Here is a 23,869-nt window from a genome sequence, read left to right on the forward strand (position 1 = left end):
GAGCGGCCCTCAGCTCGCCGCGAGCCGCTTCTTCTCCGCCTCGACGTCGAAATCGGCCTTCGGCCACGGCGGGTCGATGTCTTCGAGTGCGTCGATGAGCAGCTCCTGCACGGCCAGGCGCGCGTACCACTTGTGGTTCGCCGGGATCACATGCCACGGGGTCTCCGGCGTCGAGGTGCGCTCGATCGCCATCTCGTACGCGGCCATGTACTCGTCCCAGCGCCGCCGCTCATCGACGTCGCCGGGGTTGTACTTCCAGTGCTTGTCGGAGCGGTCGAGCCGCTCCATCAGCCGGTCGCGCTGCTCGTCGCGCGAGATGTGCAGCATGACCTTGACCACGCGGATGCCGGATGCCGCGATGCGGCGCTCGAAGTCGACGATCGCGTCGTAGCGGCGCTCGATCTCGGCCTCGTCGGCCAGCCCGTGCACACGAGCGATCAGCACGTCCTCGTAGTGCGAGCGGTCGAAGACCCCGATGAATCCGGGCCGGGGCAGCCGCTTCTCGATCCGCCACAGGAAGTCGTGCGCGAGTTCCTCCTCGGTGGGCGCCTTGAACGCTGCCAGTTCCACGCCCTGGGGGTCGACCCCGCCGACGACATGACGGACGATGCCGCCCTTGCCCGCGGAGTCCATCGCCTGCAGCACGAGCAGCACGGCATCCTCCGCCTCACCGGTGCGCGACGCGGCGAACAGCCGCTCCTGCAGCTCGCCGAGCACCTCGCGCCGCGACTCGAGTTCCTTGTCGCCGGCCGCTTTGTCGCCCTCGTACCCCGGCGTGCCGTCGGGGTCGACCGTGTCGAGACGGAACCCCTCCTCACGCAGGATCTCGCCCGGAGCCTGGGTCCACCCGTCCTTGCTCATGCAGACATCATGCCGCGCCGCCGCCCGATGTCCGAGACCCTCGGCACAATCGAGTCATGGACACCTCACTTCTCGTGATCGTCGTCGCGGTGATCGCCGCGGCCCTGGCCGGCGCTCTCGGCTTCCTGCTCGGCGCGCAGCGGGCGCGCACGGCGGATGCCGCACGGCAGGCCGAGGCGCAGGCGGCGCTGCTGCGCGCCGACGCGCTGGAGCGCGAGGCCACCGCGCTGCGCGCGGAGGTCGCGTCGCGGGTGCAGGAGGAGCGCGCGCTGGGCGAGCGCCGGGTCGCCGAGGCGCGGGCGCTCGGGGATTCCGCGGTGGCGCAGGCGAAGAAGGATGCCGAGCGGATGCTGTCCGAGGTGCGAGCCGAGCATGTGCGACGGCTCGCCGAGGTGCGCGAGGAGGCGGATGCGGATGTCGCGGCCGAGCGCGTCCGTGCCGCCGAGCGGCTGGAGGAGCTCAAAACCGACCAGAAGCGGCTGTCCGACGAGTTCGACGCCCTGAGCCGGCGGGCGCTGGAGGCGAACTCGAAGGTGTTCCTGCAGCAGGCCGAGGAGCGGCTCAAGCGCAGTCAGAGTGAGGGTGCGGCCGAGCTGCAGAAGCGTCAGGATGCCGTGCAGCAGCTGATCGAGCCGATCCAGAAGACCCTCGACACGGTCAAGACCGAGATGACGAGCGCCGAGAAGGCGCGGCTCGAGGCGAATGCGGCGCTGTCGGAGCAGCTGCAGTTCATGCGGCAGTCGTCGGAGCAGCTCGGGTCCGAGACCCGCAACCTGGTCAACGCACTGCGGGCGCCGCAGGTGCGCGGGCGCTGGGGCGAGCTGCAGTTGCGCCGTGTCGTCGAGGCGTCGGGCATGGTCAACCATGTCGACTTCGACGAGCAGCTGCATCACACGACCGATGACGGCGCGCTGCGCCCCGACCTCGTGGTGCATCTCGCGGGTGAGAAGCGCGTGGTCGTCGACTCGAAGGTCGCGTTCAGCGGCTATCTCGAGGCTATGGAGGCCACCGACGACACGGTGCGCACGCAGCGGCTGCAGGCGCATGCCCGTCACCTGCGCAAGCACATCGACGACCTCGGCGCCAAGGAGTACTGGGACGTGGTGGCCGGCTCCCCCGAGTTCGTGGTCATGTTCGTGCCCGCTGAGCCGTTCCTGACGGCGGCGCTCGACCAGGACTCCACGCTGTACGAGTACGCGTTCGAGCGGAACGTGGTGATCGCCACCCCGTCGACGCTGATCGCGCTGCTGCGCACGGTGGGGCACGCCTGGCGGCAGGATCAGCTCGCGCAGGAGGCGCAGCAGATCTTCACGGTCGGCAAGGAGCTGCACAAGCGCCTCGGCACGCTGGGCCAGCATCTTGCGAAGCTCGGGCGGAGCCTGAACTCGACCGTCGACGCGTACAACAGGTTCGCCGGGTCGCTCGACCGCAACGTCGTCACCCAGGCGCGGCGGTTCAGCGCACTGCAGGGCCTCGACGAGGTGCTCACCGACACCTCACCGGTGGAGGCGCTGGCCATTGCGCCGCAGAAGGCCGACCTGTACGACGACGAGGACGGCGGGCAGGAGCGCTACGCGAGCGCCGACGTCGAGGCGATCGCCGACCGCCTGAGCTGACCCGCGCGCGCGGCAGCGACCGCGACCCCGGGCCGGCGTAGCTGATCCGGCCGACCGAGCATTTACTGGGCGTAGGAGAAAGCGCGGAGGTAGGACGGATTCCGCGGTATACGTCCTACGCCGGATGAATCGCCTACGCTCGTGCGACGGCCGGCACGCTCACGTTCAGCTCATCCGGCTGACCACGGCAACCACCAGTCCGCTCCCGTATGAGTTTGTGCCGGTTCCGCCGCCGCCAAGCGACACAAACTCATACGGGAAGGGCAGGCGGTGGGGGGGGGATCGGATAGCGTCAGCGGATGGCAGGCGACTTCATGACCGACCCCCGGCAGCTACAGGGTCTGAATGGGCAGCAGTACATCGTGCTTCGTCCGGTCGATGCAGTCATGCGCGAGTTCGACGTGGTTCAGGATGCTCTGCGAGCTCGCCTCGGTGACAGTGTCCACTATCCGGGCGCCGCGCACGTCACCTTTCGGGGGTTACACGAGCCAGACCGCGTGGACGAAGTACGTGCCGTCGTCGAGGACTGGGCTGCGCAACAGCATCCGATCGAAGTCGTCACGGAGGCGGTCGACTCATTCCCCGCCCCCTGGCAGATCGTGATCGCGCGGCTCGCCCGCACACCCTCGCTCCTCCATGCCTACGCTTCCCTCACCGAGACCCTAGACCGCACGGACCTGCGCCGCATCGGCGAACTGCCGGTGGACGACTGGATCTTCCATCTGTCGGCGGTCTACGCAAAGGGTCTGGATACCGAAGCCTGGGAGAAGCTGGCATCCGACTCCCAGCGCGACTATGCGAGTCGACCTGCAGAGACGATCACCGAGGTCGAGTTCGTCTCGTACTTCGACGGCGCGGAGCACCGCGAGGTGTTCCCGCTCGCCGCCGCGGCGGGTATTTAGCGGGCGTAGGAGAACACGCGTAGGTAGGAGGGATTCCGGGGCGTACGTCCTACGCCGGATGAATCGCCTACGTCCGTGCGACGTTGGCGCCCGCGGCATGCTCCAGGAGAACAACTCGCGGGCGCGTGGGTCACCGCTCCAGCGGCACCTCGATGATCTGCGGCCCGGTCACCGGCGAGGTGAGTGCCTGGTCGAGCGCCGATCGGGTGGTGACCTGCGTGTAGTCCCAGCCGTAGCCTGCCGCGATCTCACGCAGACCCGCCGCGTGCGGCGTGTAGAAGGCCCGGTCAAGGTCCTCGGTCCGGGCGGAGCCCGCCACCTCGAGCCCGTCGAAGATCGTCCCGCCGCCGTCGTTGCCGATGATCACCTGGATGCGCGGCCGGGGCTCGTCGGGCGGCAGCAGCAGCGCACCGACGTCGTGCAGGAACGCGAGATCACCGAGCAGCACGCGGGTGACACCGGCCGCACCCTCCGCCTGGCTGGCCAGGGCGATGCCGATGGCGGTCGCGATGGTGCCGTCGATGCCGGCCAGGCCCCGGTTCGCGTGCACGGGCACCTTCTTTCCGCCGAGCACCTGGTCGGCGCTGCGCACCAGACGCGACGACCCGAACATCAGCCGGTCGTGCGGCCAGGTGGCGCGCCACACGGCATCCGCCAGCAGTGCCCGGTCGACCCGCTGGCGCACGGCGTCGAGTTCGGCACGCACCGCACTGAGCCGCGCCGCCTTGTCGTGCGAGTACAGACCATCCTGGTCGGGAGCCGGGGCGGTGAGATCGACGGCTGCCGCCTGCGATGCGGTCATCCATGCGCCCAGCCACTGGCGGTCGGCGGGTCCGCCCTCGACAGCGGCCGCGGCAACCGCGCGCGTGCGGCCGTTGAGGTTCAGCGCCTCGCCGCCGCGTCGTACCGCCACGACCTCGACGTCATGCCGCGCGAGCAGGGCCGCGACCTCACGGCTGAGGGTGGGATGCCCGAACACGACGGCCCGTTCGATCCGTCCGCCCAGTGCGTCGTCGCGCAGCAGGCCACGGTAGCCGTGCACGACCAGTCGCCCGAAGCGTGCGCCGCTGACGATCTCCGCGATCAGCGGCCAGCCGCCCTGGTGCGAGAGCTCTTCGGCATCCGGTCCGCCATCCGCTCCCGCGATCACGACCGTGCGCGGGCCCCGTGACAGCACCGTCGGCTCTCCCGCAGCCGCACGCGGGGCCTCCCCCGGCACGGCCGACGCCTCGCCCGCGGAGGACAGCGGATCGCGCATGGGAAGGTTCAGGTGCACGGGACTGGGCACGCCGGGCAGCCCTTCGCCTTCGAGGCCGAGCGCCGCGCGCACCGCACGCTCGCCGAGCCCCGACCATGCCGTGGGCGCCGCCGGGAGTACCGGCACCTCGGCATCCGCCGCCAGCCGCACGAAACGGCCGAAGATGCCCGGCTGGATCGTGGCCTGGTTGGCGCCGACGCCCCGCAGCTCGGGCGGGCGATCGGCGGTCAGCAGCAGCAGCGGGATGCCGGAGTGGAAGGCCTCCATCGTCGCCGGCAGCAGATTGCCGGCCGCGGTTCCGGAAGTGCAGACGACCGCAACCGGCAGGCCGGTCTCACGGGCGATGCCGAGTGCGGTGAAACCCGCGACCCGCTCGTCGACGCGCACATGTACGCGCAGCGAGCCCGAGCGGGCGAGCGCCAATGCGGCGAGCGCGAGCGCCTGCGAGCGCGACCCGGGCGAGAGCACGAGATCGCGCACACCGTTCCCGACGAGCTCAGCCAGCAGTGCCGCCGCCGCATCGCTCGCCGGCGAAGGCGAGGTCACGAGCGCTGATCCGTGGCGTCAGGATCGTCGTCGAGGCGAGCGAGCTCGGCCTCGAGCTCGCGGATGCGGGCATCCTGCTCGGCGCGGCTCATGTGGCGCAGCGCCTCGGGATCGTCATCCGGTCCGACGATGTAGCGCGACGCGACAGCGCCCGGGCGCAGACGTCCCAGCGTGAACCACAGGATGCCGCCGATCACCGGCAGCAGCACGACGATGAGCACCCAGGCCGTCTTCGAGACACCACGGTGCCGCGTCGCCGGCTGCACGGCGCAGTCGACGATGCTGTACACCCAGAAGATGACGGCCAGGAAGCCGCCGACGATCAGGACGCGTGCCATAAGTCCAGTGTAGGTCGGCGCGCTGTGAGCGGCCCCGGGATGACTGTGGGCTCAAGTCGGGCTGACGCCCGCGCTCAGCGCGCCCCTAGCGACCGCTCGTAGACTGATCCGGTGAAGAAGCTGCCACCCCTCCTCATCTACACCGTGCTGCGGTTGCTGGCGTTCCTCGTGCCTCTCGCGATCCTGTGGCTCTTCTTCCCGATCTTCCGTGAGTTCTGGTGGCTGGCGGCCCTGTTCGCCGCACTGATCGGCATGAGCCTCTCGCTGCTGTTCCTGCGGAGCCCGCTCTCGCAGACCTCCCGCCGGATCTACGAGCGCCGGCAGAACCGCAACGTCGACGAGGATGCCGAGGACGAGCCCGAGGCGTGAGCCCGAGGCGTGAGCCACCGGCTCAGCGCCGGAAGGTGATGTGCGTGGTGCCGCTCTCGGCGACCTCGCTGGTGATCTCGTAGCCGTCCTCGAGACCCCGCAGTCCGTCCCAGATCCGCTCGCCGCGGCCGAGCACGATCGGCGCGACGGCCAGATGCATCCAGTCCACCAGCCCTGCCCGCAGGAACTGCCTCACGACGTCGACCCCGCCCCCGATGCGCACATCGGCGCCGTCGGCGACGTGCTGCGCCTGGGCGAGCGCCTCTTGCGGGGTGGCGGTGAGGAAGTGGAACACCGTGCCGTTGCCGAACTCGATCGATGGCCGCGGTGCGTGCGTGAGCACGAAGACGGGCACACGGAACGGCGGCTCCTCTCCCCACCATCCCCGCCAGTCGGGATCGTCGGCGTTCAACTGCAGGCCGAACATGCCCGCACCCATGATCTCGGCCCCGATTCCCTCGAAGTAGGCGCTGGCGTACTTCTCGTCGACGCCGGTGGTTCCGGCACCTGAGGTGTCGCCGAAGACGCGCTCCTGCATGGTCCTGGTCGCCACATACGCGGCGACCAGCCGCGACCAGTCCTCCCCGAACGGGTTCTGCGCGGTCTGGTCCGTCGTCGTCGCATATCCGTCGAGCGAGATGTTCAGATCGATCCTCACTGCCATGGGGTCTCCTCAGGCGTAGTCGGGGTTGGTGGACTTGCCGTCCAGCCAGAGCGTGTCGCTCGGATCGGCGTGCGTACCTGCGGATCCGACGTGCTTCTGACTGATCTGCGGGCCCTTGGTGATCACGTGCACGAGGGCCATGCCGTACCCGCGGGACAGGTCGTAGTCGGCTTTGAGCCACTCCAGGATCGGTGTCGCCGTGGTCTCGGCGCCGAACCCGCGCTCGGTGGCGAGGTCGACGAACTGGCGTGGCGTGAGGCCGGTCTTGGTCTCGATGTTGTCGAGATAGGCCTGAAAGGACATGTGTCTCTCCGGTCTTCGAGGTCAGTCGAGGTTGGTCTGGATGATGACGGGCGAGGCGTGGATGCCGATCAGGCGCATCGTGCTCTCGCCGGTGTTGGTGAACCGATGCGGCACGAAGGCGGGCCCGGTGACGGTGTCACCGGCCGTGGCCACGATCTGCTCGCCGCCGACGGCGAAGGTGACATCGCCCTCGAGCACGACCCAGGTCTCGGGGTACGGATGCCAGTGCAGGCCCGAGCCCTGACCGGGCTGGTTGTCGACGTAGAAGTACGAGACGGCCGCGCCGTGCTCGCTGCCCTGGAACCTTCGGCCGCGGCCGCTGCCCAGCCGGATCTGCTCCGGTTCGACGAGAGTCGGCTCAGCCAGCGTGTCGATCATGATGTTCCCCCTCTGCTCGCTGCTTCGTTGTGCGTGTTCACTCTGACGCGACGTACCGTCACGCCCTAGAGTTTCGATATGGATCGAAACACGGCACGCACCGATCGTCCGGTCGAAGGCGTGAACCACCCTGACCACCGTGTCGATTTCCGCCTGAGCCCCGGCGACATCCAGGCGGTCCGGTTCGGCATCTCGCCCGGCCACGAGCTCGCCCACGCGGTGCGCATCCTGCTGCGCCCCGGTCAGCATCCGCTGCAGTGGGGCTGGCTGCGCCAGGTGCGCGACCACCTGCCCCGCGAGCCGTTCGGCCTGCTCGCGCAGGTGATCGGCTCCGACGGGTACATGCCCGACTTCCTGACCGCCGACGCACGCTGGGACATGACACCGGCCGACGAGCTGGCCGCGCTGCGCACGGCATCCGTGCCGGGGATGCTCGTCGACCTCGGCAAGATGATCGTGCGGTCCTCGGGCGAGCGTCAGGCACTGCTGCGCCGCATGCGCGACGACCCCGAACGGACGCGGGAGCACATCGCCGACGCCTGGGAGCAGGTCTGGGATGCCGCGATCGCCCCGGTCTGGGCGCAGCTGGAGCGTCTGCTGCGTGCCGACATCGCCGTGCGCGCCCGCACCATCACCACCGACGGGATCTCGGCCATGGCGGGCGGACTGCACCGATCGGTGCGCTGGAGTGACGGCGCGGTGCGGGTGCAGTTGCGCCGGCACAGCGAAGACGTCGACTGCCGCGGCAGCGGCCTGGTGCTCGTCCCCTCGGTGATGTCGTCGTGGGGATGCATGGTGATCACCGAGCCGCCGGCACAGTCCACGCTGTTCTATCCGGCACGCGGCGTGACGGCCGGGTGGGCCCGCGATGCCGTCGACCTCGCCGATGCCCTGGGTGCGCTGGTCGGCCCGGTGCGGGCCGGCATCCTGCTGCAGGCGCACGACGCGCGCACCACATCGCAGGTGGCCCGGGATGCCGGGATCGCCGTGTCCACGGCATCCCATCACCTGACCGTCCTGCGCGACGCGGGACTGGTCTCCAGCTCCCGGGAGGGGAACCGGATGCTGCACCTGCGCACGCCGCTGGGCGAGGCACTGGTCGGTGCCGGGCTCTGAGCGGCGCGGCGGGTCGGTGACCGACCGGTCGGGGGCCCGCCGTCGTCAGCCGACGAGCGCCCAGTAGATCAGCACGGCGTAGCCGACTGACGACAGCGAGGTGAGGCTCAGCGCGATCACCAGTTCGCGCGGGTCACGGTAGGTCCACACGATGAGGACGGCCGGCAGGACCGCCAGCAGGGCCAGCAGTGCCAGCCAGGCGATCGTGTACAGCGTCAGCGCGAGGAACACCGCGACGCCGAACGGCACCAGCGCGAAGATCGTGAACAGCACCTGGGTGGCGCGCCGCCCGATGACGACGGTCAGCGTGCGCTTTCCGACCTCTCTGTCCTGGTCGATGTCGCGCAGGTTGTTGGCCAGCAGCACCGCACAGGCGAACAGTCCGGCGGCGACGGCGGCCAGCCACGCCTCGGGCGGTAGGGCGAAAGCCTGCACCCAGGTCGTGCCGAGCACGGCGACGAGCCCGAAGAAGACGAAGACGAACACCTCACCGAGCGCGTTGTAGCCGTAGGGTCGCTTTCCGCCGGTGTAGAACCAGGCGGCGACGATGCTCAGGGCACCGACGGCGAGCATCCACCACTGCTGGGTGCGGATGACGATCGCGAGTCCGGCGGCGGCGGCGAGCGCGAAGAAGATCAGCGCGGCGATGAGCACGTGCCGGGACGGCACGCGGCCGGATGCCGTCAGCCGGGCGGGTCCGACGCGATTCGCATCGGTGCCGCGGATGCCGTCGCTGTAGTCGTTGGCGAAATTGACGCCGATCTGCAGGAGGACGGCGACGGCGAGACAGGCGAGCGCGATCACCCAGTGCAGGTTCCGATCGACCACCTGTGCGGCGCCGGTGCCGAGGATCACCGGGGCGACCGCGAGCGGCAGCGTGCGCAGGCGCGCGGCTCCGATCCAGTCGCCGACGGCCACCGGGGCGAGTTCCACCGCGGGGCGTCTGGCCGGGTTGCCGGTGGTGCGGCGCCTCTGCTTCCGAGGGGCGCGCTTGCTCGACTTCTTGGACGTTCCTGCCACACGCGAATCCTACTGGCCGCGCCTACGCGGCCTCGTGGTCGAGGTTCTCCGCCGGTCAGGCGCGGGAGACGATCGGGCGGCGCTCGTAGAAGGTCTGCAGCACGACGGTGGTGCGGGTGCGCACGTTGGCGGCGATGCGGACGTCGCGCACGAGCTGCTCGAGGGCGCGCGGCGAGGCCACTCGCACGAACAGCATGTAGGCCGCATCACCCGCGATCGAGTGGCAGGCCTCGATCGCATCCAGGTGCTCGAGCATCTCCGGTGCGTTGTCGGGCTGAGCCGGGTCGAGCGGCGTGATCTCGATGAACGCCGACAGCGGCGCACCGACCGCCTCCGGGTCGAGCACGGCCTGATAGCCGGTGATCACTCCGCGGGTCTCGAGCCGCTTCAGCCGGGACTGCACGGCCGAGGTCGACAGTCCCACCCGCTCCGACAGCTGCGCGAGGGTGGCCCGCCCGTCGCGGGAGATGGCAGCGAGGATCGCTCGGTCGACAGCATCATCCATACATGGAAGAATAGCGGCATAGTCCGGTCACCACCGGAAAATTTCCACCTCTCCCCACGATCGGAGGTTCTGATGTCCCCCACCACCGCAAACTCCCAGGCCATCATCGGCGAACCGGAAGTGGTCGAGGACGCCTCCGTCGCCGAGCAGAGCACGGCCTGGAAGATGCTCAAGGATGCCGCGATCGCGATCCGCCCGCTGCAGATCAAGGACGGATCGATCCCGGAGCAGGGCGACCACGCCGCCGCCGGGCAGCACGTCGCGACGATCGTCGCCGGCATCCGCGCCCTCTCCCCCGCCTTCCCGCACGACGCCGAGTACCTCGACGCCCTGGTCATCGACTTCGAGCGGTGGGCCGCGGACGGCTTCGGCGTGCCCGACTTCCTCGACTCGCTCGTGGCGTTCCAGCCGCAGCAGCACCGCGTCGACGGCATCCGGCACCTCGTCGTCTTCCCGATGTACACCCAGAACGGCTCGAGCGACCGCCTCGTCGAGGCGCTGATCGTCGAGACCATCTGGCCGGAGTTCATCGCCGAACTCGAGGCCGGCGACTACGGCAACCGGCTGTTCGTCTCGCTGCGGCTGATCGACTTCACCCCCGGGTACGACACGAACTCGGCCGTGCTGTTCCCCGAGACCGTCGCGATGCGCGAGATCCCGACGTTCACCTGGGGCGCGATCTTCCAGGACCGCGAGGCCGCCCGGTTCCGCCGGGTGACCAGGGCCGCCGCCGAGATCACCAAGCTCGATCTGCCCGACGACGCCGCACGGATGCTGGATGACCAGGCCCTCACCGAGAAGACGTTCGTGATGTGGGACATCATCCACGACCGCACCCACATGCGCGGCGACCTGCCGTTCGATCCGTTCATGATCAAGCAGCGGATGCCGTTCTTTCTGTACTCGCTCGAGGAGCTGCGCTGCGACCTGACCGCGTTCCGCGAGTCGGTCAGGATCCAGAAGCGGCTCGCGACCCTCGCCGAAGGCGGCGAGACCCTTCCGGATGCCGAGCAGGAGATGCTCGAGCACGCCGGTCTCGTGCAGTACGCGGTGATCTTCGACCGCATCTTCCGCTTCGCGATCACGGGTTCGCGGGTGCGCAACTACGACGGACTCGGCGGTCAGCTGCTGTTCGCTTGGCTGCACCAGCGCGGCGTGCTGCACTGGACCGACACGCAGCTCGCCTTCGACTGGGACGGCGTGCCCGACGCGGTGGTCGCCCTGGGCGACGCGATCGACGAGCTGTACTGGCGGTCGATCGACCGGCCCAAGACCGCGCACTGGCTGGCGGCCTACGACCTCGTGCGCGGCGTGCTGACCCCGCACCCGGCATCCGCCTGGGCTCGTGGCCTGCCCGACGAGGTGCTCGCCGGCGCGCCCAAGGGATACACGGATGCCGTGCTGGATGACGAGTTCCCGCTGTCGATGTTCTTCGAGGCGCTGTCGAAGAAGATGAAGCCGGTCATCGAGTCGACGGTCGGCATCCGCGGCACCGACGACTGAGCGCCCGCGCAGGCACCCGATCTGCGGAGTGTGACCCGATCTGCGGACGTTCTCACCGAATCCGTCCGCAGATCGGCACACTGTCAGTGGATCGTGTCATCAGAGGAGGACGTCCATGAGCATCTCCCGCACCGTCGTACTCGCCGGAGCCACCAGCGATGCAGGCCTCGCGACCGCGAAGGCGCTGCTGATCGCCGCCGGCGCCCGCGTGATCGCCACCGGGCGCTCGGCCGACCGGCTGGCACCGCTGGCGGAGGCCGGCGCGCAGACCGAGGTCGCCGACGCGACCTCACTGGCTGAGATGAGCGCCCTGGCCGAACGGCTCGGACCGGTCGACGCGGTCATCCCGCTCGTCGGCGGCTGGCGCGGCGGCGGCGGGCTGGCCGGCCAGAGCGACGAGGACTTCGACGCGCTGATGCCGGCATTCCAGGCCGTGCGAGCCACGAGCCGCGCCTTCGACGAGCAGATCAAGGCCTCCGAGGCCGGGCGCTTCGCGATCGTCTCGTCCACGGTGGTCACCCGGCCGCTCGCGGGCGGCGCGAACTACGCGAGCATGAAGGCGGCCGGCGAGGCATGGGCGCGCGCGGTCGCGCAGGGCTACGCGAAGGCGGCCAGGGATGAGGGCGTGCCGCTGCGCGCGGCATCCGTCATCTTCCGCGTCGAGGGCGGCCTGCAGGCCGACGCCCTCGCACGCGCCGTCGTCGCGTTGTGGGATGCGGATGCCGCAGAGCTGAACGACACCGTCATCGAGCTCTGAGCGCTCAGGTCCGCTCGTCCCTCTCTGCCTCGGCCGCGTCGCTCACGGACGGGGCGACGCCGGCGGCCCCACCGCGCGCAGCGACCGGATCGAGCACCCCGCCGGGCACGGGGTCGAGCGTCGTCTCGAACAGGGCTGCAGGTTGAGCGACCGGCTCGTCCGCGGCATCCGGCTCCTCCCTCTGCGAACCGGCGTCCGTCGGCGTACCGGCGTCCTCCGGCCCACCGGCGTCCGCCGGGGCCTGCACGTACAGCTCGGTGAGACGGCGATACGAGCCGGTGAGGAAGGCGAGACCTGCCACCACCACCATGATCAGTCCGGCGAACAGGCAGATGAGCGCGATGCCGCGCGCCTCACCGTCGCCCAGCAGCCAGTGCCACTGCATCCGCCCCTCTCCCTCGCGCATGTACGGGATAATGACGAACTCGGCGATCGGGGCGATCAGGAACGCGGTGACGGGGGCCGCCGCGGCCTCCATCGCCGCGGCCATTCCGAAGACCCGCCCCTGGCGAGCGTAGGGAACGACCTTCTGGATCACGGTCTGCTCAGCCGCCTCGACCGGCGGCACCAGCAGCATGTACATCCACATGCCGACCACGTACAGCGGCCACCATTCGCGCACCATGAACAGAGCGCCGATGACTCCCATCGCAATGACCACCAGCAGCATCGTGCGCACAGGTCTGCGGCTCAGCCCGAACTTCGCCACCAGCGCGCCGCCGACCAGGAATCCCGTCGAGCCGACCGCAAGCATGATGCCCCACATCTGGGCATTGAACAGGGTGAGGCCGTAGGGATCCATCAGCGCCATGTAGACGCCGCCGATGAGATTGTTGAAGGTCGAGAACACGATGAGTGCGAACAGTCCGGGTGCCCGGCGGATCGCCGCGATGCTACCGCGGAAGTCCAGGGCGCTCGGCGCCTCGGGGTCGCGCTGCGGCGCGCCCTCGGGGATGCGCACGAACAGCAGGTGCACGAAGGTGAGCATCATCGCGGCGATGGCGATGACCAGCGTCCACCCCATGCCGAGGAAGCCGATCGAGAGCCCGGAGAACACGCTCGTGATCAGGAAGGCGATGCCCTGAACGGTGCCGACCAGCCCGTTGGCGTTGGCGTGGCGCTCTTCGGGGATGAGCAGTGTGACGGTCGTCGAGAGGGCGATATTGCGCAGCTGTTCGATCACCCCGCCGAACAGGATGATCAGGGCGAACAGCCAGAACCACGGCCCGCCGATGTCGAGCAGCGTCGACTCCGGCTGCCAGAGGTACAGGATGCCGGCTGCGCCGAACGCGATCGCCGAGACGACGCTCGAGAGCACCATGACGGTGTGCTTGCGGTAGCGGTCGACGATCGTGCCGAACACCATCGAGAAGAACGCCACGAGCAGCATGTAGGCGCCGCCGATCACCCCGGTGGCGAGCACCGACTGGGTCTCGATGTAGACCCAGAAGGTGAGCGCGAACCAGAGGAAGCTCGTCGTCACGTTGGCGATGAGCGTGTTGACGAGCACGTTCGCGAACGCCCTCGTCTCGGCTGTGGCCTTCACGGGATCCGAGCGTAATCCGGGGCGCCGACATCCGACAGTGCCTGTGTGCCGATCGGGCAGGATACCGAAGAAGTAGGCTTGCCGAGTGAGCGTTCTGCATGACACCCCGCTGCACGACACGACCGTGCGCGGCTTCGCATCCGACAACTATTCCGGAGTCCACCCCGCGGTGCTCGCCGCCATCGCGGCGGCCAACGACGGCCACCAGGTCGCCTACGGCGAGGACGTCTACACCGAGCGCCTGCAGCAGGTCTTCGCACAGCATTTCGGCGAGGGCGTGCAGGCATTCCCCGTGTTCAACGGCACGGGCGCGAACGTCACCGGCCTGCAGTCGATGCTGCCGCGCTGGGGGGCCGTGATCGCGGCATCCACCGCGCACATCAATGTCGACGAGGGTGGCGCCCCCGAGCGCATCGGCGGCTTCAAGCTGCTCACCATCCCGACCGACGACGGCAAGCTCACCCCCGAGCTGGTCGACCGCGAGGCCTGGGGCTGGGGCGACGAGCACCGCGCGCAGCCGCTGGTGGTCTCGATCACCCAGTCCACCGAGCTCGGCACGCTGTACACGGCCGACGAGATCCGGGCCCTGGCCGACCACGCGCACGAGCGCGGCATGAAGCTGCACGTCGACGGCTCGCGGATCGCGAACGCCACGGCGGCTCTCGACGTGCCGGTGCGCACCTTCACCCGCGACGCGGGTGTGGACGTGCTCAGCTTCGGCGGCACGAAGAACGGCGCCATGCTCGGCGAGGCGATCGTCGTGCTCAACCCCGAGGCCTCGGACGGGCTGATCTACGGCCGCAAGTTCAACATGCAGCTGTCGTCGAAGATGCGCTTCATCTCGGCACAGCTGATCGCCCTGCTGGAGGGCGATCTGTGGCTGCGCAACGCCCGCCACTCGAACGCCATGGCCGCGCGGCTGCGCGGTGAGATCGAGCAGGGTCTCGCCGATGGCAGCATCCGGGGTGTCGAGTTCACCCAGCCGACGCAGGTCAACGGCGTCTTCGCGACGCTCCCCGACGGGGTGGCCGACCGGCTGCGCGAGAGCTTCCGCTTCTACGACTGGGATGCCGCGCGCAACGAGGTGCGCTGGATGTGCGGCTTCGACACCCAGGAGGCCGACGTCGACGCCTTCGTCGCCGAGCTGGCGCGTCTCACCACCGCCTGAGTCATACCCGCCCGATTTATATTCACTGGGATATAAATCGGCGAGGCCTGTTGTATCGGATGACGGTCCGCGAGACCGTCGAAGAACGTCCGGCGACCATCCACTGCCGGACTCCACCGATCTCGGAAGAGGCAGAGAAATGAACAGGTTCGAAGGTCGCGTCGGCCTCATCACCGGCGGCGCAAGCGGCATCGGCAAGGCGACGGCCCTGCGGATCGCATCCGAGGGCGGGACGGTTGTGATCGCCGACCTGCAGGACGATGCCGGCAAGGCGGTCGCGTCGCAGATCGAGGGTGATGGCGGCCGCGCCGGCTACGTTCACCTGGATGTCACGAGCGAGCAGGGCTGGGCGGATGCCGTGGCCGAGACGCTCTCGATGTTCGGACGCCTCGACGTGCTGGTCAACAACGCGGGCATCGGCGACACCGAGCCGCTCGAGGTGACCACGAGCGACACCTGGAACAAGGTCGTCGCCGTCACTCAGACCAGCGTGTTCCTCGGCATGAAGGCTGCCGCCGACGCGCTCAAGGCCAGCGGCAACGGCTCTGTGGTGAACGTCAGCTCGATGTACGGGATCGTCGGATCGGGAGTGAGCCCGGCCTACCACGCCGCCAAAGGCGCTGTGCGACTGCTCACCAAGACGACGGCGCTCGGCTGGGCGACCGAGGGTGTGCGCGTGAACTCGGTGCACCCCGGGTTCATCGACACCCCGATCCTGGGCGACACCGACCGCGACATGCTGATCGCAGGCACTCCGATGGGCCGCCTCGGCCGCCCCGAGGAGATGGCGTCGCTGATCGCCTTCGTCGCGAGCGACGACGCGAGTTTCGCCACCGGTGCGGAGTTCGTCGCCGACGGTGGGTACACCGCCCGCTGAGCGCCGTCTCGGCGCACCGTATCCCTGCGCCGAGACCCCTCCGCATTGCCGACACCCCCTTCTGCTGACGTCAGCAGAAGGGGGTATCGACGCTCATGAGGGGTTTCGGCGGGAGAAGAGAGCGGATGCCGTCAGCGCAGCAGGCCGAGGTGCGCGAGGGCATGGCGCAGCAGGGTGCCGCGTCCGCCCTCCATCTCGCCGGCGAGGGCGTCGGATGCCGCTTCCTCGGGCGAGAACCAGGTGACCTCCAGGGCATCCTGACGCGGTTCGCAGGTGCCGGTGACCGGCACCACGAACACGAGCGAGACAGCGTGCTGACGGTCGTCGTGGTAGGCGCTGACCCCGGGCAGCGGGAAGTACTCGGCGACCGTGAAGGGCGTCGGCGAGGGCGGCAGCAGCGGGAACGCCATCGGCCCGAGATCGTTCTCGAGATGACGGAACAGCGCGTCCCGGATCGTCTCGCCGTAGCGGACGCGCCCCGAGATGAGCGTGCGGGTGATCTCGCCCAGCGGCGTCGACCGCAGCAGCACGCCGATCGAGGTGACCTGCCCCGAGCCGTCGGTCACGACCGGCACGGCCTCGACGTACAGCATCGGCAGCCGGCGGCGTGCGGCCTCGAGCTCGATGTCGGTCAGCCAGCCCGGATTGTCATCTGCAGACGGCACGTCGTCGAAACCGAAGTCGCCGTCGGGATCGGGATCAGGTGTGCGCACCGCCATGTGTCTTTTCTACCAGCCCTCGCCCCGGCATCCATGAGGTCGCCCAAGGTCGGCACGAGGTCGTCCGAGGTCGGTACTGGAGGGCAGGATGGGAGCATGACCGAGCCGCTGACGATCGACGACGCCGCCACGAGGTGGTCCACCGAAGACCGCGACGGGATGCCGCTGCTCGTGCTGCTGCACGGCTACGGCGCCGATGAGCACGACCTGTTCGGACTCGTGCCGTATCTGCCCGACGGCCTCGCCGTGGCATCCGTCGCCGCACCTCTCACGCCGCCGTGGCCGATGCCCGGACGCTCGTGGTACCTGATCGATTCGCTGCAGACGAGGGATGCCGCGGGCATCACGACCGCCGCCGAGTCGCTGCTGCGCTGGCTCGACACGGCCGCTGCAGGTGCGCCATCGATCGCCCTGCTGGGCTTCTCGCAGGGCGCAGCGGTGTCGCTTCAGGCGCTGCGTCTGGACCCCGACCGGATCGACGCGGTGGTGGCGCTGAGCGGCTACGCCGCGCAGGGAGAGCTGCCGGGTGACGCCGTGCTGCAGGAGCAGCGTCCGCCGGTGTTCTGGGGTCGCGGCAGTCGCGACGATGTCATCCCGCCCAACCTCGTCGATCACACCGCGCAGTGGCTGCCCGGGCACTCCGAGCTCTCCGGCCGCGTCTACCAGGGGCTCACCCACTCCATCTCGGAGCAGGAGCTCGCCGACGTGCGGGTCTTCCTGTCGCAGTGGAAGGACTCGGTCGCCCCGGCCTGAGCCGGGCCTCGGGCCGGGACCTGCAACCTCAGCGCTTCGCGCCGGGAACGTCGGCGTCGACCCAGACCAGCCGGTGGTCGCTCGACGGAAACGGGTACGTGCCCGTCAGCCGTGAGAGCGGATCGTCGGATGCCGGCCAGAAGACGCCGGAGTCGACGATGCGGATCTGCCGGCTGGGCAGCACGTAGTCCACGCGCAGGTTTCCCGGAGGCTCGGAGAAATCGGCGGTGTCCTCGGCCGGGTCGCCGAGGTGCTCGGCATTGACCCCGCCCTGCGAAGCGGCCGCCTCCGCACCTCCGGAGCTGGCGGGAACCGAACCGGTGTTGATGTGCGGATGCTCGAGCAGCTGCGCGATCGCGCCCGCCGTCGAGTCGCCGTCGTGCGGGTCGGCGTTCTGGTCGCCGGCGATGACGAACAGGTCGCCGCCGCCCAGGCCGCCGGTGCGCCCTGCGTCGTCGACGATGTACGCGCTGGTCTCGGCATCCGAGACGTAGTCGGCCCAGAAGCGGATCTCGTCGTGGTTGCGGGTGCCGTTGCGATCCTCGGCCCCGTCGAAGGTGGGCGGCGTGGGGTGCGAGACGAGGAAGTGCACGGTCTTGTTCTTCGACACGCGGATCGGCAGATCCCAGTGCGACTTGCTCGACAGCGGGAACTGCGCGAGCTCCTCCTCGGAGTAGAAGTCGCCGGGCTCAGGCGTCGAGGGATCGTCGGGAAGCATCGCCCCCGGCATGTCCGCCCAGCGGAAGTTCTGGAACGTGCGGATCGCGTCTTCGTCGATCGGATGCTTCGAGTACACCGCCATACCGTACTGGCCGGGGAAGAGACCGAATCCCCAGGCGTCGTCGCCGCCCGAGACCCGTCCGTCGTCGTTGAGATCGAAGCCGCTGGGCACTCCGGTGTTCACCGGCGCCGCGTATCGATAGGGGTAGCTGACCGGCTGCGCATCGCCGTGCGGCACAGCGAGGTAGTTGTCGTGGAAGAGGCGCAGCGCCTCGCCATCGGCGTCGTAGTCGAACTCGTTGATCAGCAGCACATCGGGGTCGGCCCGCTGGATGATCTCGGCCACCGCATCCGCCTGGGCATTGCCGGGCTCGGACAGGTCGCGCACGAGCGCACCCAGCTCGCCGCGGTTCAGTGAGGCGTTGAAGGTCGCGAATCGCACGTCAGCCACACCACCCTTCGTCTCGGACTGCGCCGGCTTGGAATGCGCCGGCTTCCGGTGCTCGGAGTTCTTCCCCTGGCCGGACCTGTCCGGCGTGTGCAGCGCCGGCGGCTCCCCGCCGGTTCCGCCGTCGTCGGCCAGCGCGGGCATCGCGACGGCTCCGGAGGCGCCGATGAACAGGACGGATGCGGCGAGCGCGAGACTGCGCAGGCGCCGTGGCGTGTTCGTCATGCGGTCACGATAACCGTGCAGGATGACCGGGGACAGGCGGTTGCGTGAACGGCCGGCCACATGCTCGACCCGGCCGTTCAGCGGTCAGCGGCGTCTTCCGGGCCGCCGGGGGCCTCATCACCCGGCAGGTCGCCCGAAGTGACGTCGGGAGCGACGTCGGGAGCGACGTCGGGCGCGGCATCCGCTGCGTCTGCGGCATCCGCTGCGTCTGCGGCATCCGCGTGACGACGGGCGCGACGCGCCCCGGCGACGGTGAACGCCGCCATCAGCGCGGCGCCGATGGCCACGCCGATGCCGAGCCCCAGGGGCATGTTGTCGAGTGCTGAGCCGAGCGCGACACCCGTGCCCATCCCGATCGCGAGCCCGGCGCCCCAGCTCAGCCGCGCGCGCATCTCGTGGGAACTCGGCTGCCTGTCATCCATGCCTCCACGGTACGGGGGCGCGGACGCTGCGGCATCCCTCGACCAACCCGCGTCGTTCCGTATTTGGAACGTTCGTTAAGTCTATTGAACAGCGAGTGGTTTTCCCGCTACTCTCGGGCCGACCCCGTCACCGCAAGACCGATCACAACGGAGAGATCAGCATGACAATCGACCTGTCACGGCGAACCCTGCTCATGGGCGTCGGCGCCATCGTCACGACAAGCGTCCTCGGCGACATCGCCGGCCCTCTGCCCGCGGCCGTCGCCGCCGGGCCCGTGACGTGGACCGATGTCGTCGGACGATTCGAATCACGCCACGAACCGTGGACGGTCTCGTACGGCCCCGAGTACGGCACCGCAGGCGGCGGATTCGTGCGGGACGAGGAACGTGCTGCTGAAGGGACGTTCTCGGGCCGGCTCACGGCGGACTTCACCAGCGCCGGACGATACGTCGCCCTCGTCAAGACGCTCGACCACCTCGAGATCCAGAAGGTGCGCTTCAAGGTCACCGGCCGCAACATCACCCGGGTCGCGGTGCGGCTGGTCAGCGGCACCCGGGTGCTGCGCCAGGCCTATGCCGCCGTACCACCCGGCCCCGGCGCCTGGATCGGCATCGAGATGGACCGCTGGAACAACATCGTCGGATTCCCCGACGCGGTCACCCTGCAGATCCAGGTCTGGAAGGACCACCTCGCCCTCGCCACCGACCCCACCGGCGACCTGTGGGTGGACGACGTGCAGATCGACCACCTCGTGCAGGAGCAGAAGCCGGCGACGCTGGAGACCTCGGGCCTGCCCGTGCTGCTGCTCGGCGATGCCGATCCTGTCCCGCTGAGCGTGCGAGCCACCTACTCCGACCGCGACCCGCGGGATGTCACCCAGCACTCCGCGCTGAGCAGCTCAAACACCGCAGTGATCACCATCGACAAGTACGGCGCGCTCAAGCCCGTGGCCGCCGGACGGGCTGAGATCCGCATCGAGCACCTCGGCGTCTCCCAGACGTTCCCGGTCGAAGTGCGCGCACCGCGCGACCTCGCACCGATCACGATCCGCGACGGCAAGTTCCATGACGGCGATGCGCCGTTCGGGTTCACCGGCTTCAACTACGACCTGTTCCTGCTTAGCTATCCGCGCCGCGCACTGTGGTCGGGCCTCGACGCCGACGTGAGCCTCATGGCCAGCTGGGGTCTCGCTGCGATCCGCGTGCCGCTCGCCATCGGTCTCGTGCAGCCGGCGAACGGCGTCTTCCCCGACGACGACGCCTGGGCGGGTGAGCTGCGCAAGCGCGGGCTGAACACCGAGTTCATCAAGATGCTCGACCATTTCGTCGCACGTGCCGGCGAGCACGGCATCCGGGTCATCCTCGACTGGCACCGCTCGCCCACCGACCCGTACGACTACTGGCAGGGCGGCACGCCGTCGGACCGCGGGACGGGCAAGCCGGGCACCGCGGTGTCGTACCTCGCACCCTCGCCCACCGAGAGCGGCGAGCTCGACCTGACGGATGCCGAGCACCGCACGGTGCTCTTCGACTCGCACCGGTGGATCGCCGGCCACTACAAGGGCAACCCGAACGTGCTCGGTATCGAGGTGCCGCACAACGAACCGCATGCCGCGTACATGTCGATCCAGTCGAACTGGCGTCGCCTGACCGAGCAGGCGTCGCTGGCGGTCAAGGCCGGCGACCCCGGCCGGCTGACCCTCGCGATGCCGCCCGCCTACGGCCACGACGTCTCGACGGCGGCACCGACCTGGCAGTTCTCGAACATCGTCGACGCGAACGCGCCGCACCACTACCTGCCCAATGCGCCGATCCCCGCCCGTGACGACGCGTCGTCGCGCCGGTCGCCGTGGCTGGCGCGCGACATCGACGCGGTCTTCGCCTACGCCATCCCGGCCCTGTTCGCGCCGTACTCCACCTCGAAGCACCCGGTCTACAACGGCGAGGGCGGCCACTACGGCTTCGAATCGTTCCTGCCCGACATGGATCGCGTCGAGGCCGCCGACTACATGACCGAGGCCGGGCTGGTGCAGTACTACGCGGCGGGTGCCGCCGGGCAGCTGCACTGGAGCCTGTGGCACAACCTGAACGACTTCGTGCCGTTCGAGGAGCTGTTCGACAAGCACTACCGGCGGTTCTCGCCGGTCTACTCGGCGGGGCCCGTCGACTGGTCGGGTGCTGAGGTCGCCTTCATCCAGAATCCCGCAGCGGTTCCCGCCGCGAACGGGCACAATTTCGCGGTCGTCCCGTTCGTGCGCCGCGCACTCGATCTGCACCTGCCGACCTGGCACCTGCTGACGGACGACGAGATCATCGAGACGATGCTCACCCAGGTGCCCTCTGGGCTCGAGCAGGTCGAGGGGCTGGCAGCCTCGTTCGACTACAAGGCGGTGGTCGCCGACCGGCGCAACCTCGACCGGCGCGTACGGCAGGTGCTCGAGCGCGACGACTTCGACCGGCCGATCCTCTGGCTCGACGACGCGGAGGATCTCACTGTCGATGCGCTGGGTGCGTTCCTGCGCCGCGCGGGTGTCGCAGAGGACAGGCGCACGAGTGCACACCTGCAGCTGGTCTACGGGCCGCAGCACCTGGTGGTCTACCGTCGCGGTGGCGCGGACGGCCGGGAACGCGTCTTCCCTCGGGTGCGACGGGACGGGGCGTTCTCGCTCGTGGACGAGTCGGGCGAGAAGGTCTACCAGGGGGATGCCGCGACCCTCTCGACCCGCGGGATCTCGGTCGATCTGCCCACCTGGCGCAGCCTGATCCTGCGCATCGAGTGATCTGAATCGGACGGGCGGGGTGGGGCCGCGGGTGCCCCGCCCCGCCCGTGTTCCCTGCAGCCACACGTGCGACACGCCCGGGTTGCGCGATGCAGGGATGCGCCGGTACAGTCGTCGAGTCCTGTCCGCCGTGTCTGGAAGTCCCTTGATCTGAATCGTCGCCTCTCCGCGTAATCATCCACGCGCTGATCCGACGATCCTTCCGACCCGCAGGAACCAGCCTTCCCGGCTCATGGTCCTCCGCGACCTCATGGTCTTCCGCGACCTCCGCGTCCTCCGCGACGCGATGCGACCTGTCCGAGGGCTCACCGTCGGCATCCGCGCACCCGCACACTCCGGGAGTCGCTCATGTCATCCATCTCCGTTCACACCGCGGTCACCCTCGACCGCCTCACCTTCACCTGGGCCGACGGAACCGTCGCGCTGACCGCGTTGTCCGGGTCGTTCGGCTCCGGTCGGACGGGCCTCGTCGGGCGCAACGGCTCGGGAAAGTCGACGCTGCTGCGCCTGATCGCCGGCGAACTGCATCCGACCTCGGGTCATATCACCACGACCGGCGACATCGCCTATCTGCCGCAGCGGCTGACGCTCGACACCGGCCGCCGCGTCGCCGACCTGCTGGGCATCGCCGGCGCACTCGACGCGGTGCGTGCGATCACGGCCGGTGACGTCGACCCCGCACACTTCGATGCAATCGGCGACGACTGGGACATCGAGGCGCGAGCCGAGGTGTCACTGACCGAGGCGGGGCTCGATCCATCGTTCCTCGACCGCACCGTCGGCGAGCTCTCCGGCGGCGAGGCGGTGCTGGTGGCGATCGCCGGCATCCGGCTGCGCCGCGCCCCGATCACCCTGCTCGACGAGCCGACCAACAACCTCGACCGCGAGGCGCGCGGTCGGCTTGCGGAGATGGTGCGTACCTGGAAGGGGACGCTGATCGTGGTCAGCCATGACGTGTCGCTGCTCGAGCTGATGGACGACACCGCCGAACTGTACGGCAGCGAACTCACGGTGTTCGGGGGCCCGTACTCCGAGTGGCGGGCGTGGCTGGATGCCGAGCAGGATGCCGCGCGCCAGTCCGAGCGCGACGCCGCGCAGGCCTACCGGAAGGAGAAGCGGCAGCGGATCGAGGCCGACACGAAGCTCGCGACGCGGGCGCAGATGGGACGGAAGGCGTTCGAAGAGAAGCGGGTGCCGAAGATCATCGCGAACGGGCGCAAGATGGCCGCGCAGGTGTCGGCGGGCAAGCTGCGCGGGGAGAAGCAGGCCAACGAGTCAGCCGCACGGGCGGCTCTGGACGAGGCCGGACGCCGTGTGCGCGACGACGACCTGATGAAGATCGTGCTGCCCGACCCCGGGGTGTCGGCCTCGCGCCGCATCGCCACCCTCGGCGACGGCTCCCGGTCGTGGATCGTCCAGGGGCCGGAGCGGGTCGCGCTGATCGGACGCAACGGCGTCGGCAAGACGACGCTGCTGCGGCGGCTGGTCGCGTCCGGTGCGAGCGAGATCGACGCTTCGCGCGGAGAAGTGCGCTTCGCGCGGACAGATTCGGGGAATCCTTCCGCGGCAAGCGCACATTCCCGCGCGGAGAGTGCGGATGCCCAGGCATCCGCACCTCCGATGAACCCGAACCTGCACGCCGAGTCGTACACCGACCGGATCGGGTACCTCTCGCAGCGGATCGACGGGCTCGACGACCGGGCCTCGGTGGTGCAGAACATCGCCGCCGCGGCGCCGCACGTGCCCGACAAGGAGCTGCGCAACCGGCTCGCCCGGTTCCTGATCCGCGGCGGCACCATGGACCGCCCGGTGGGCCTGCTCTCGGGCGGTGAACGGTTCCGCGTCGCCCTGGCGAAGCTGCTGCTCGCCGATCCGGCGCCGCACCTGGTGGTGCTCGACGAGCCGACGAACAACCTCGACCTGGACACGGTCGACCAGCTCGTCGAGGCGCTGCGCGCCTACCGCGGGGCGATCCTGATCGTCAGCCACGACGATGCGTTCCTCGCGCGGCTCGGGCTGGATCTGACGCTGGAGCTGGATGCCGATGGCGCGCTGACCGAAGTGTGACGCGCTGG

At 69.5% G+C, this 23,869-nt stretch carries 23 protein-coding genes; 11 read left to right on the forward strand and 12 right to left on the reverse strand.

Annotation, left to right across the window (positions count from 1 at the left end):
• Positions 1 to 9: 9 nt before the first annotated feature.
• Positions 10 to 861 carry a PPK2 family polyphosphate kinase gene (locus H7694_RS12680; RefSeq protein ID WP_193596840.1) on the reverse strand — a complete coding sequence of 284 codons (852 nt, stop codon included), beginning with the start codon at positions 859 to 861 and terminating at the stop codon, positions 10 to 12.
• 56 nt (positions 862 to 917) lie between these two features.
• On the opposite strand from H7694_RS12680, the gene rmuC reads away from it, so the two are divergent.
• Both rmuC and H7694_RS12690 read left to right on the forward strand, forming a co-directional pair.
• Positions 918 to 2,477, forward strand: a complete 1,560-nt coding sequence (gene rmuC, locus H7694_RS12685) for a DNA recombination protein RmuC (RefSeq protein ID WP_193596841.1) — start codon at positions 918 to 920, stop codon at positions 2,475 to 2,477.
• 299 nt (positions 2,478 to 2,776) lie between these two features.
• Complete coding sequence (locus tag H7694_RS12690; protein WP_193596842.1) at positions 2,777 to 3,379, forward strand: 2'-5' RNA ligase family protein; 603 nt, start codon at positions 2,777 to 2,779, stop codon at positions 3,377 to 3,379.
• Positions 3,380 to 3,509: 130 nt separating this feature from the next.
• Here H7694_RS12690 and menD read toward each other — a convergent pair whose 3' ends face one another.
• Both menD and H7694_RS12700 read right to left on the reverse strand, forming a co-directional pair.
• Positions 3,510 to 5,183, reverse strand: coding sequence for a 2-succinyl-5-enolpyruvyl-6-hydroxy-3-cyclohexene-1-carboxylic-acid synthase (gene menD, locus H7694_RS12695; protein WP_193596843.1), 1,674 nt, complete (start codon positions 5,181 to 5,183; stop codon positions 3,510 to 3,512).
• Positions 5,180 to 5,521 (reverse strand): PLD nuclease N-terminal domain-containing protein, encoded by a 342-nt coding sequence (locus H7694_RS12700; protein ID WP_193596844.1) that lies wholly within the window; start codon positions 5,519 to 5,521, stop codon positions 5,180 to 5,182. Before H7694_RS12700 ends, menD begins: the two co-directional genes overlap by 4 nt.
• 111 nt (positions 5,522 to 5,632) lie before the next feature.
• On the opposite strand from H7694_RS12700, the gene H7694_RS12705 reads away from it, so the two are divergent.
• Entirely contained in the window at positions 5,633 to 5,890 is a 258-nt protein-coding gene (locus tag H7694_RS12705) for a DUF4229 domain-containing protein (protein ID WP_193596845.1), read from the forward strand.
• A 22-nt stretch (positions 5,891 to 5,912) separates the two neighbouring features.
• On the opposite strand, the gene H7694_RS12710 is transcribed toward H7694_RS12705, so the two are convergent.
• The 3 genes from H7694_RS12710 to H7694_RS12720 are packed head-to-tail and all read right to left on the reverse strand — an operon-like array spanning position 5,913 to position 7,235.
• The gene (locus H7694_RS12710) at positions 5,913 to 6,554 is read right to left on the reverse strand and encodes a dihydrofolate reductase family protein (protein ID WP_193596846.1); all 642 of its coding nucleotides are present in this window, start codon (positions 6,552 to 6,554) and stop codon (positions 5,913 to 5,915) included.
• A gap of 9 nt (positions 6,555 to 6,563) precedes the next feature.
• Entirely contained in the window at positions 6,564 to 6,857 is a 294-nt protein-coding gene (locus H7694_RS12715; RefSeq protein ID WP_193596847.1) for a DUF4287 domain-containing protein, read from the reverse strand.
• A 21-nt stretch (positions 6,858 to 6,878) separates the two neighbouring features.
• Positions 6,879 to 7,235 carry a cupin domain-containing protein gene (locus H7694_RS12720; RefSeq protein ID WP_193596848.1) on the reverse strand — a complete coding sequence of 119 codons (357 nt, stop codon included), beginning with the start codon at positions 7,233 to 7,235 and terminating at the stop codon, positions 6,879 to 6,881.
• Positions 7,236 to 7,313: 78 nt separating this feature from the next.
• On the opposite strand from H7694_RS12720, the gene H7694_RS12725 reads away from it, so the two are divergent.
• A complete protein-coding gene (locus H7694_RS12725) occupies positions 7,314 to 8,351 on the forward strand; it encodes an ArsR/SmtB family transcription factor (RefSeq protein ID WP_193596849.1) in 1,038 nt (345 codons plus the stop codon).
• 45 nt (positions 8,352 to 8,396) lie between these two features.
• On the opposite strand, the gene H7694_RS12730 is transcribed toward H7694_RS12725, so the two are convergent.
• Positions 8,397 to 9,371: a 1,4-dihydroxy-2-naphthoate polyprenyltransferase gene (locus H7694_RS12730; RefSeq protein WP_193596850.1), complete on the reverse strand. Its 975-nt coding sequence runs from the start codon at positions 9,369 to 9,371 to the stop codon at positions 8,397 to 8,399.
• A gap of 55 nt (positions 9,372 to 9,426) precedes the next feature.
• A complete protein-coding gene (locus tag H7694_RS12735; RefSeq protein ID WP_319805253.1) occupies positions 9,427 to 9,876 on the reverse strand; it encodes an Lrp/AsnC family transcriptional regulator in 450 nt (149 codons plus the stop codon).
• Positions 9,877 to 9,948: 72 nt separating this feature from the next.
• Here H7694_RS12735 and H7694_RS12740 point away from each other — a divergent pair, with 72 nt between their 5' ends.
• Complete coding sequence (locus H7694_RS12740) at positions 9,949 to 11,379, forward strand: DUF6421 family protein (protein ID WP_193596851.1); 1,431 nt, start codon at positions 9,949 to 9,951, stop codon at positions 11,377 to 11,379.
• A 115-nt stretch (positions 11,380 to 11,494) separates the two neighbouring features.
• Positions 11,495 to 12,136, forward strand: coding sequence for an SDR family NAD(P)-dependent oxidoreductase (locus H7694_RS12745; protein WP_193596852.1), 642 nt, complete (start codon positions 11,495 to 11,497; stop codon positions 12,134 to 12,136).
• 4 nt (positions 12,137 to 12,140) lie between these two features.
• Here H7694_RS12745 and H7694_RS12750 read toward each other — a convergent pair whose 3' ends face one another.
• Positions 12,141 to 13,682: an MFS transporter gene (locus tag H7694_RS12750; RefSeq protein WP_193596853.1), complete on the reverse strand. Its 1,542-nt coding sequence runs from the start codon at positions 13,680 to 13,682 to the stop codon at positions 12,141 to 12,143.
• A 94-nt stretch (positions 13,683 to 13,776) separates the two neighbouring features.
• On the opposite strand from H7694_RS12750, the gene H7694_RS12755 reads away from it, so the two are divergent.
• Entirely contained in the window at positions 13,777 to 14,850 is a 1,074-nt protein-coding gene (locus H7694_RS12755) for a threonine aldolase family protein (protein WP_193599214.1), read from the forward strand.
• A gap of 139 nt (positions 14,851 to 14,989) precedes the next feature.
• Entirely contained in the window at positions 14,990 to 15,727 is a 738-nt protein-coding gene (locus H7694_RS12760; protein ID WP_193596854.1) for an SDR family NAD(P)-dependent oxidoreductase, read from the forward strand.
• A 131-nt stretch (positions 15,728 to 15,858) separates the two neighbouring features.
• Here the strand turns inward: H7694_RS12760 and H7694_RS12765 are convergent, their stop codons facing one another.
• Positions 15,859 to 16,446 (reverse strand): NUDIX hydrolase family protein, encoded by a 588-nt coding sequence (locus H7694_RS12765; protein ID WP_193596855.1) that lies wholly within the window; start codon positions 16,444 to 16,446, stop codon positions 15,859 to 15,861.
• A gap of 96 nt (positions 16,447 to 16,542) precedes the next feature.
• Between H7694_RS12765 and H7694_RS12770 the strand changes: the two genes are divergently transcribed.
• The gene (locus H7694_RS12770; RefSeq protein ID WP_193596856.1) at positions 16,543 to 17,199 is read left to right on the forward strand and encodes an alpha/beta hydrolase; all 657 of its coding nucleotides are present in this window, start codon (positions 16,543 to 16,545) and stop codon (positions 17,197 to 17,199) included.
• Positions 17,200 to 17,227: 28 nt separating this feature from the next.
• On the opposite strand, the gene H7694_RS12775 is transcribed toward H7694_RS12770, so the two are convergent.
• Positions 17,228 to 18,592: an endonuclease/exonuclease/phosphatase family protein gene (locus H7694_RS12775; protein WP_227468104.1), complete on the reverse strand. Its 1,365-nt coding sequence runs from the start codon at positions 18,590 to 18,592 to the stop codon at positions 17,228 to 17,230.
• A gap of 77 nt (positions 18,593 to 18,669) precedes the next feature.
• Positions 18,670 to 19,014, reverse strand: coding sequence for a hypothetical protein (locus H7694_RS12780; protein ID WP_193599289.1), 345 nt, complete (start codon positions 19,012 to 19,014; stop codon positions 18,670 to 18,672).
• A gap of 161 nt (positions 19,015 to 19,175) precedes the next feature.
• Between H7694_RS12780 and H7694_RS12785 the strand changes: the two genes are divergently transcribed.
• Positions 19,176 to 21,794 (forward strand): glycoside hydrolase family 5 protein, encoded by a 2,619-nt coding sequence (locus tag H7694_RS12785; RefSeq protein WP_193596857.1) that lies wholly within the window; start codon positions 19,176 to 19,178, stop codon positions 21,792 to 21,794.
• Between the two features lie 348 nt (positions 21,795 to 22,142).
• Positions 22,143 to 23,861, forward strand: a complete 1,719-nt coding sequence (locus H7694_RS12790; RefSeq protein ID WP_193596858.1) for an ABC-F family ATP-binding cassette domain-containing protein — start codon at positions 22,143 to 22,145, stop codon at positions 23,859 to 23,861.
• The last annotated feature ends 8 nt before the right edge of the window (positions 23,862 to 23,869 follow it).

It is taken from the genome of Microbacterium sp. YJN-G (assembly GCF_015040615.1).
Taxonomy (GTDB): Bacteria; Actinomycetota; Actinomycetes; order Actinomycetales; family Microbacteriaceae; genus Microbacterium.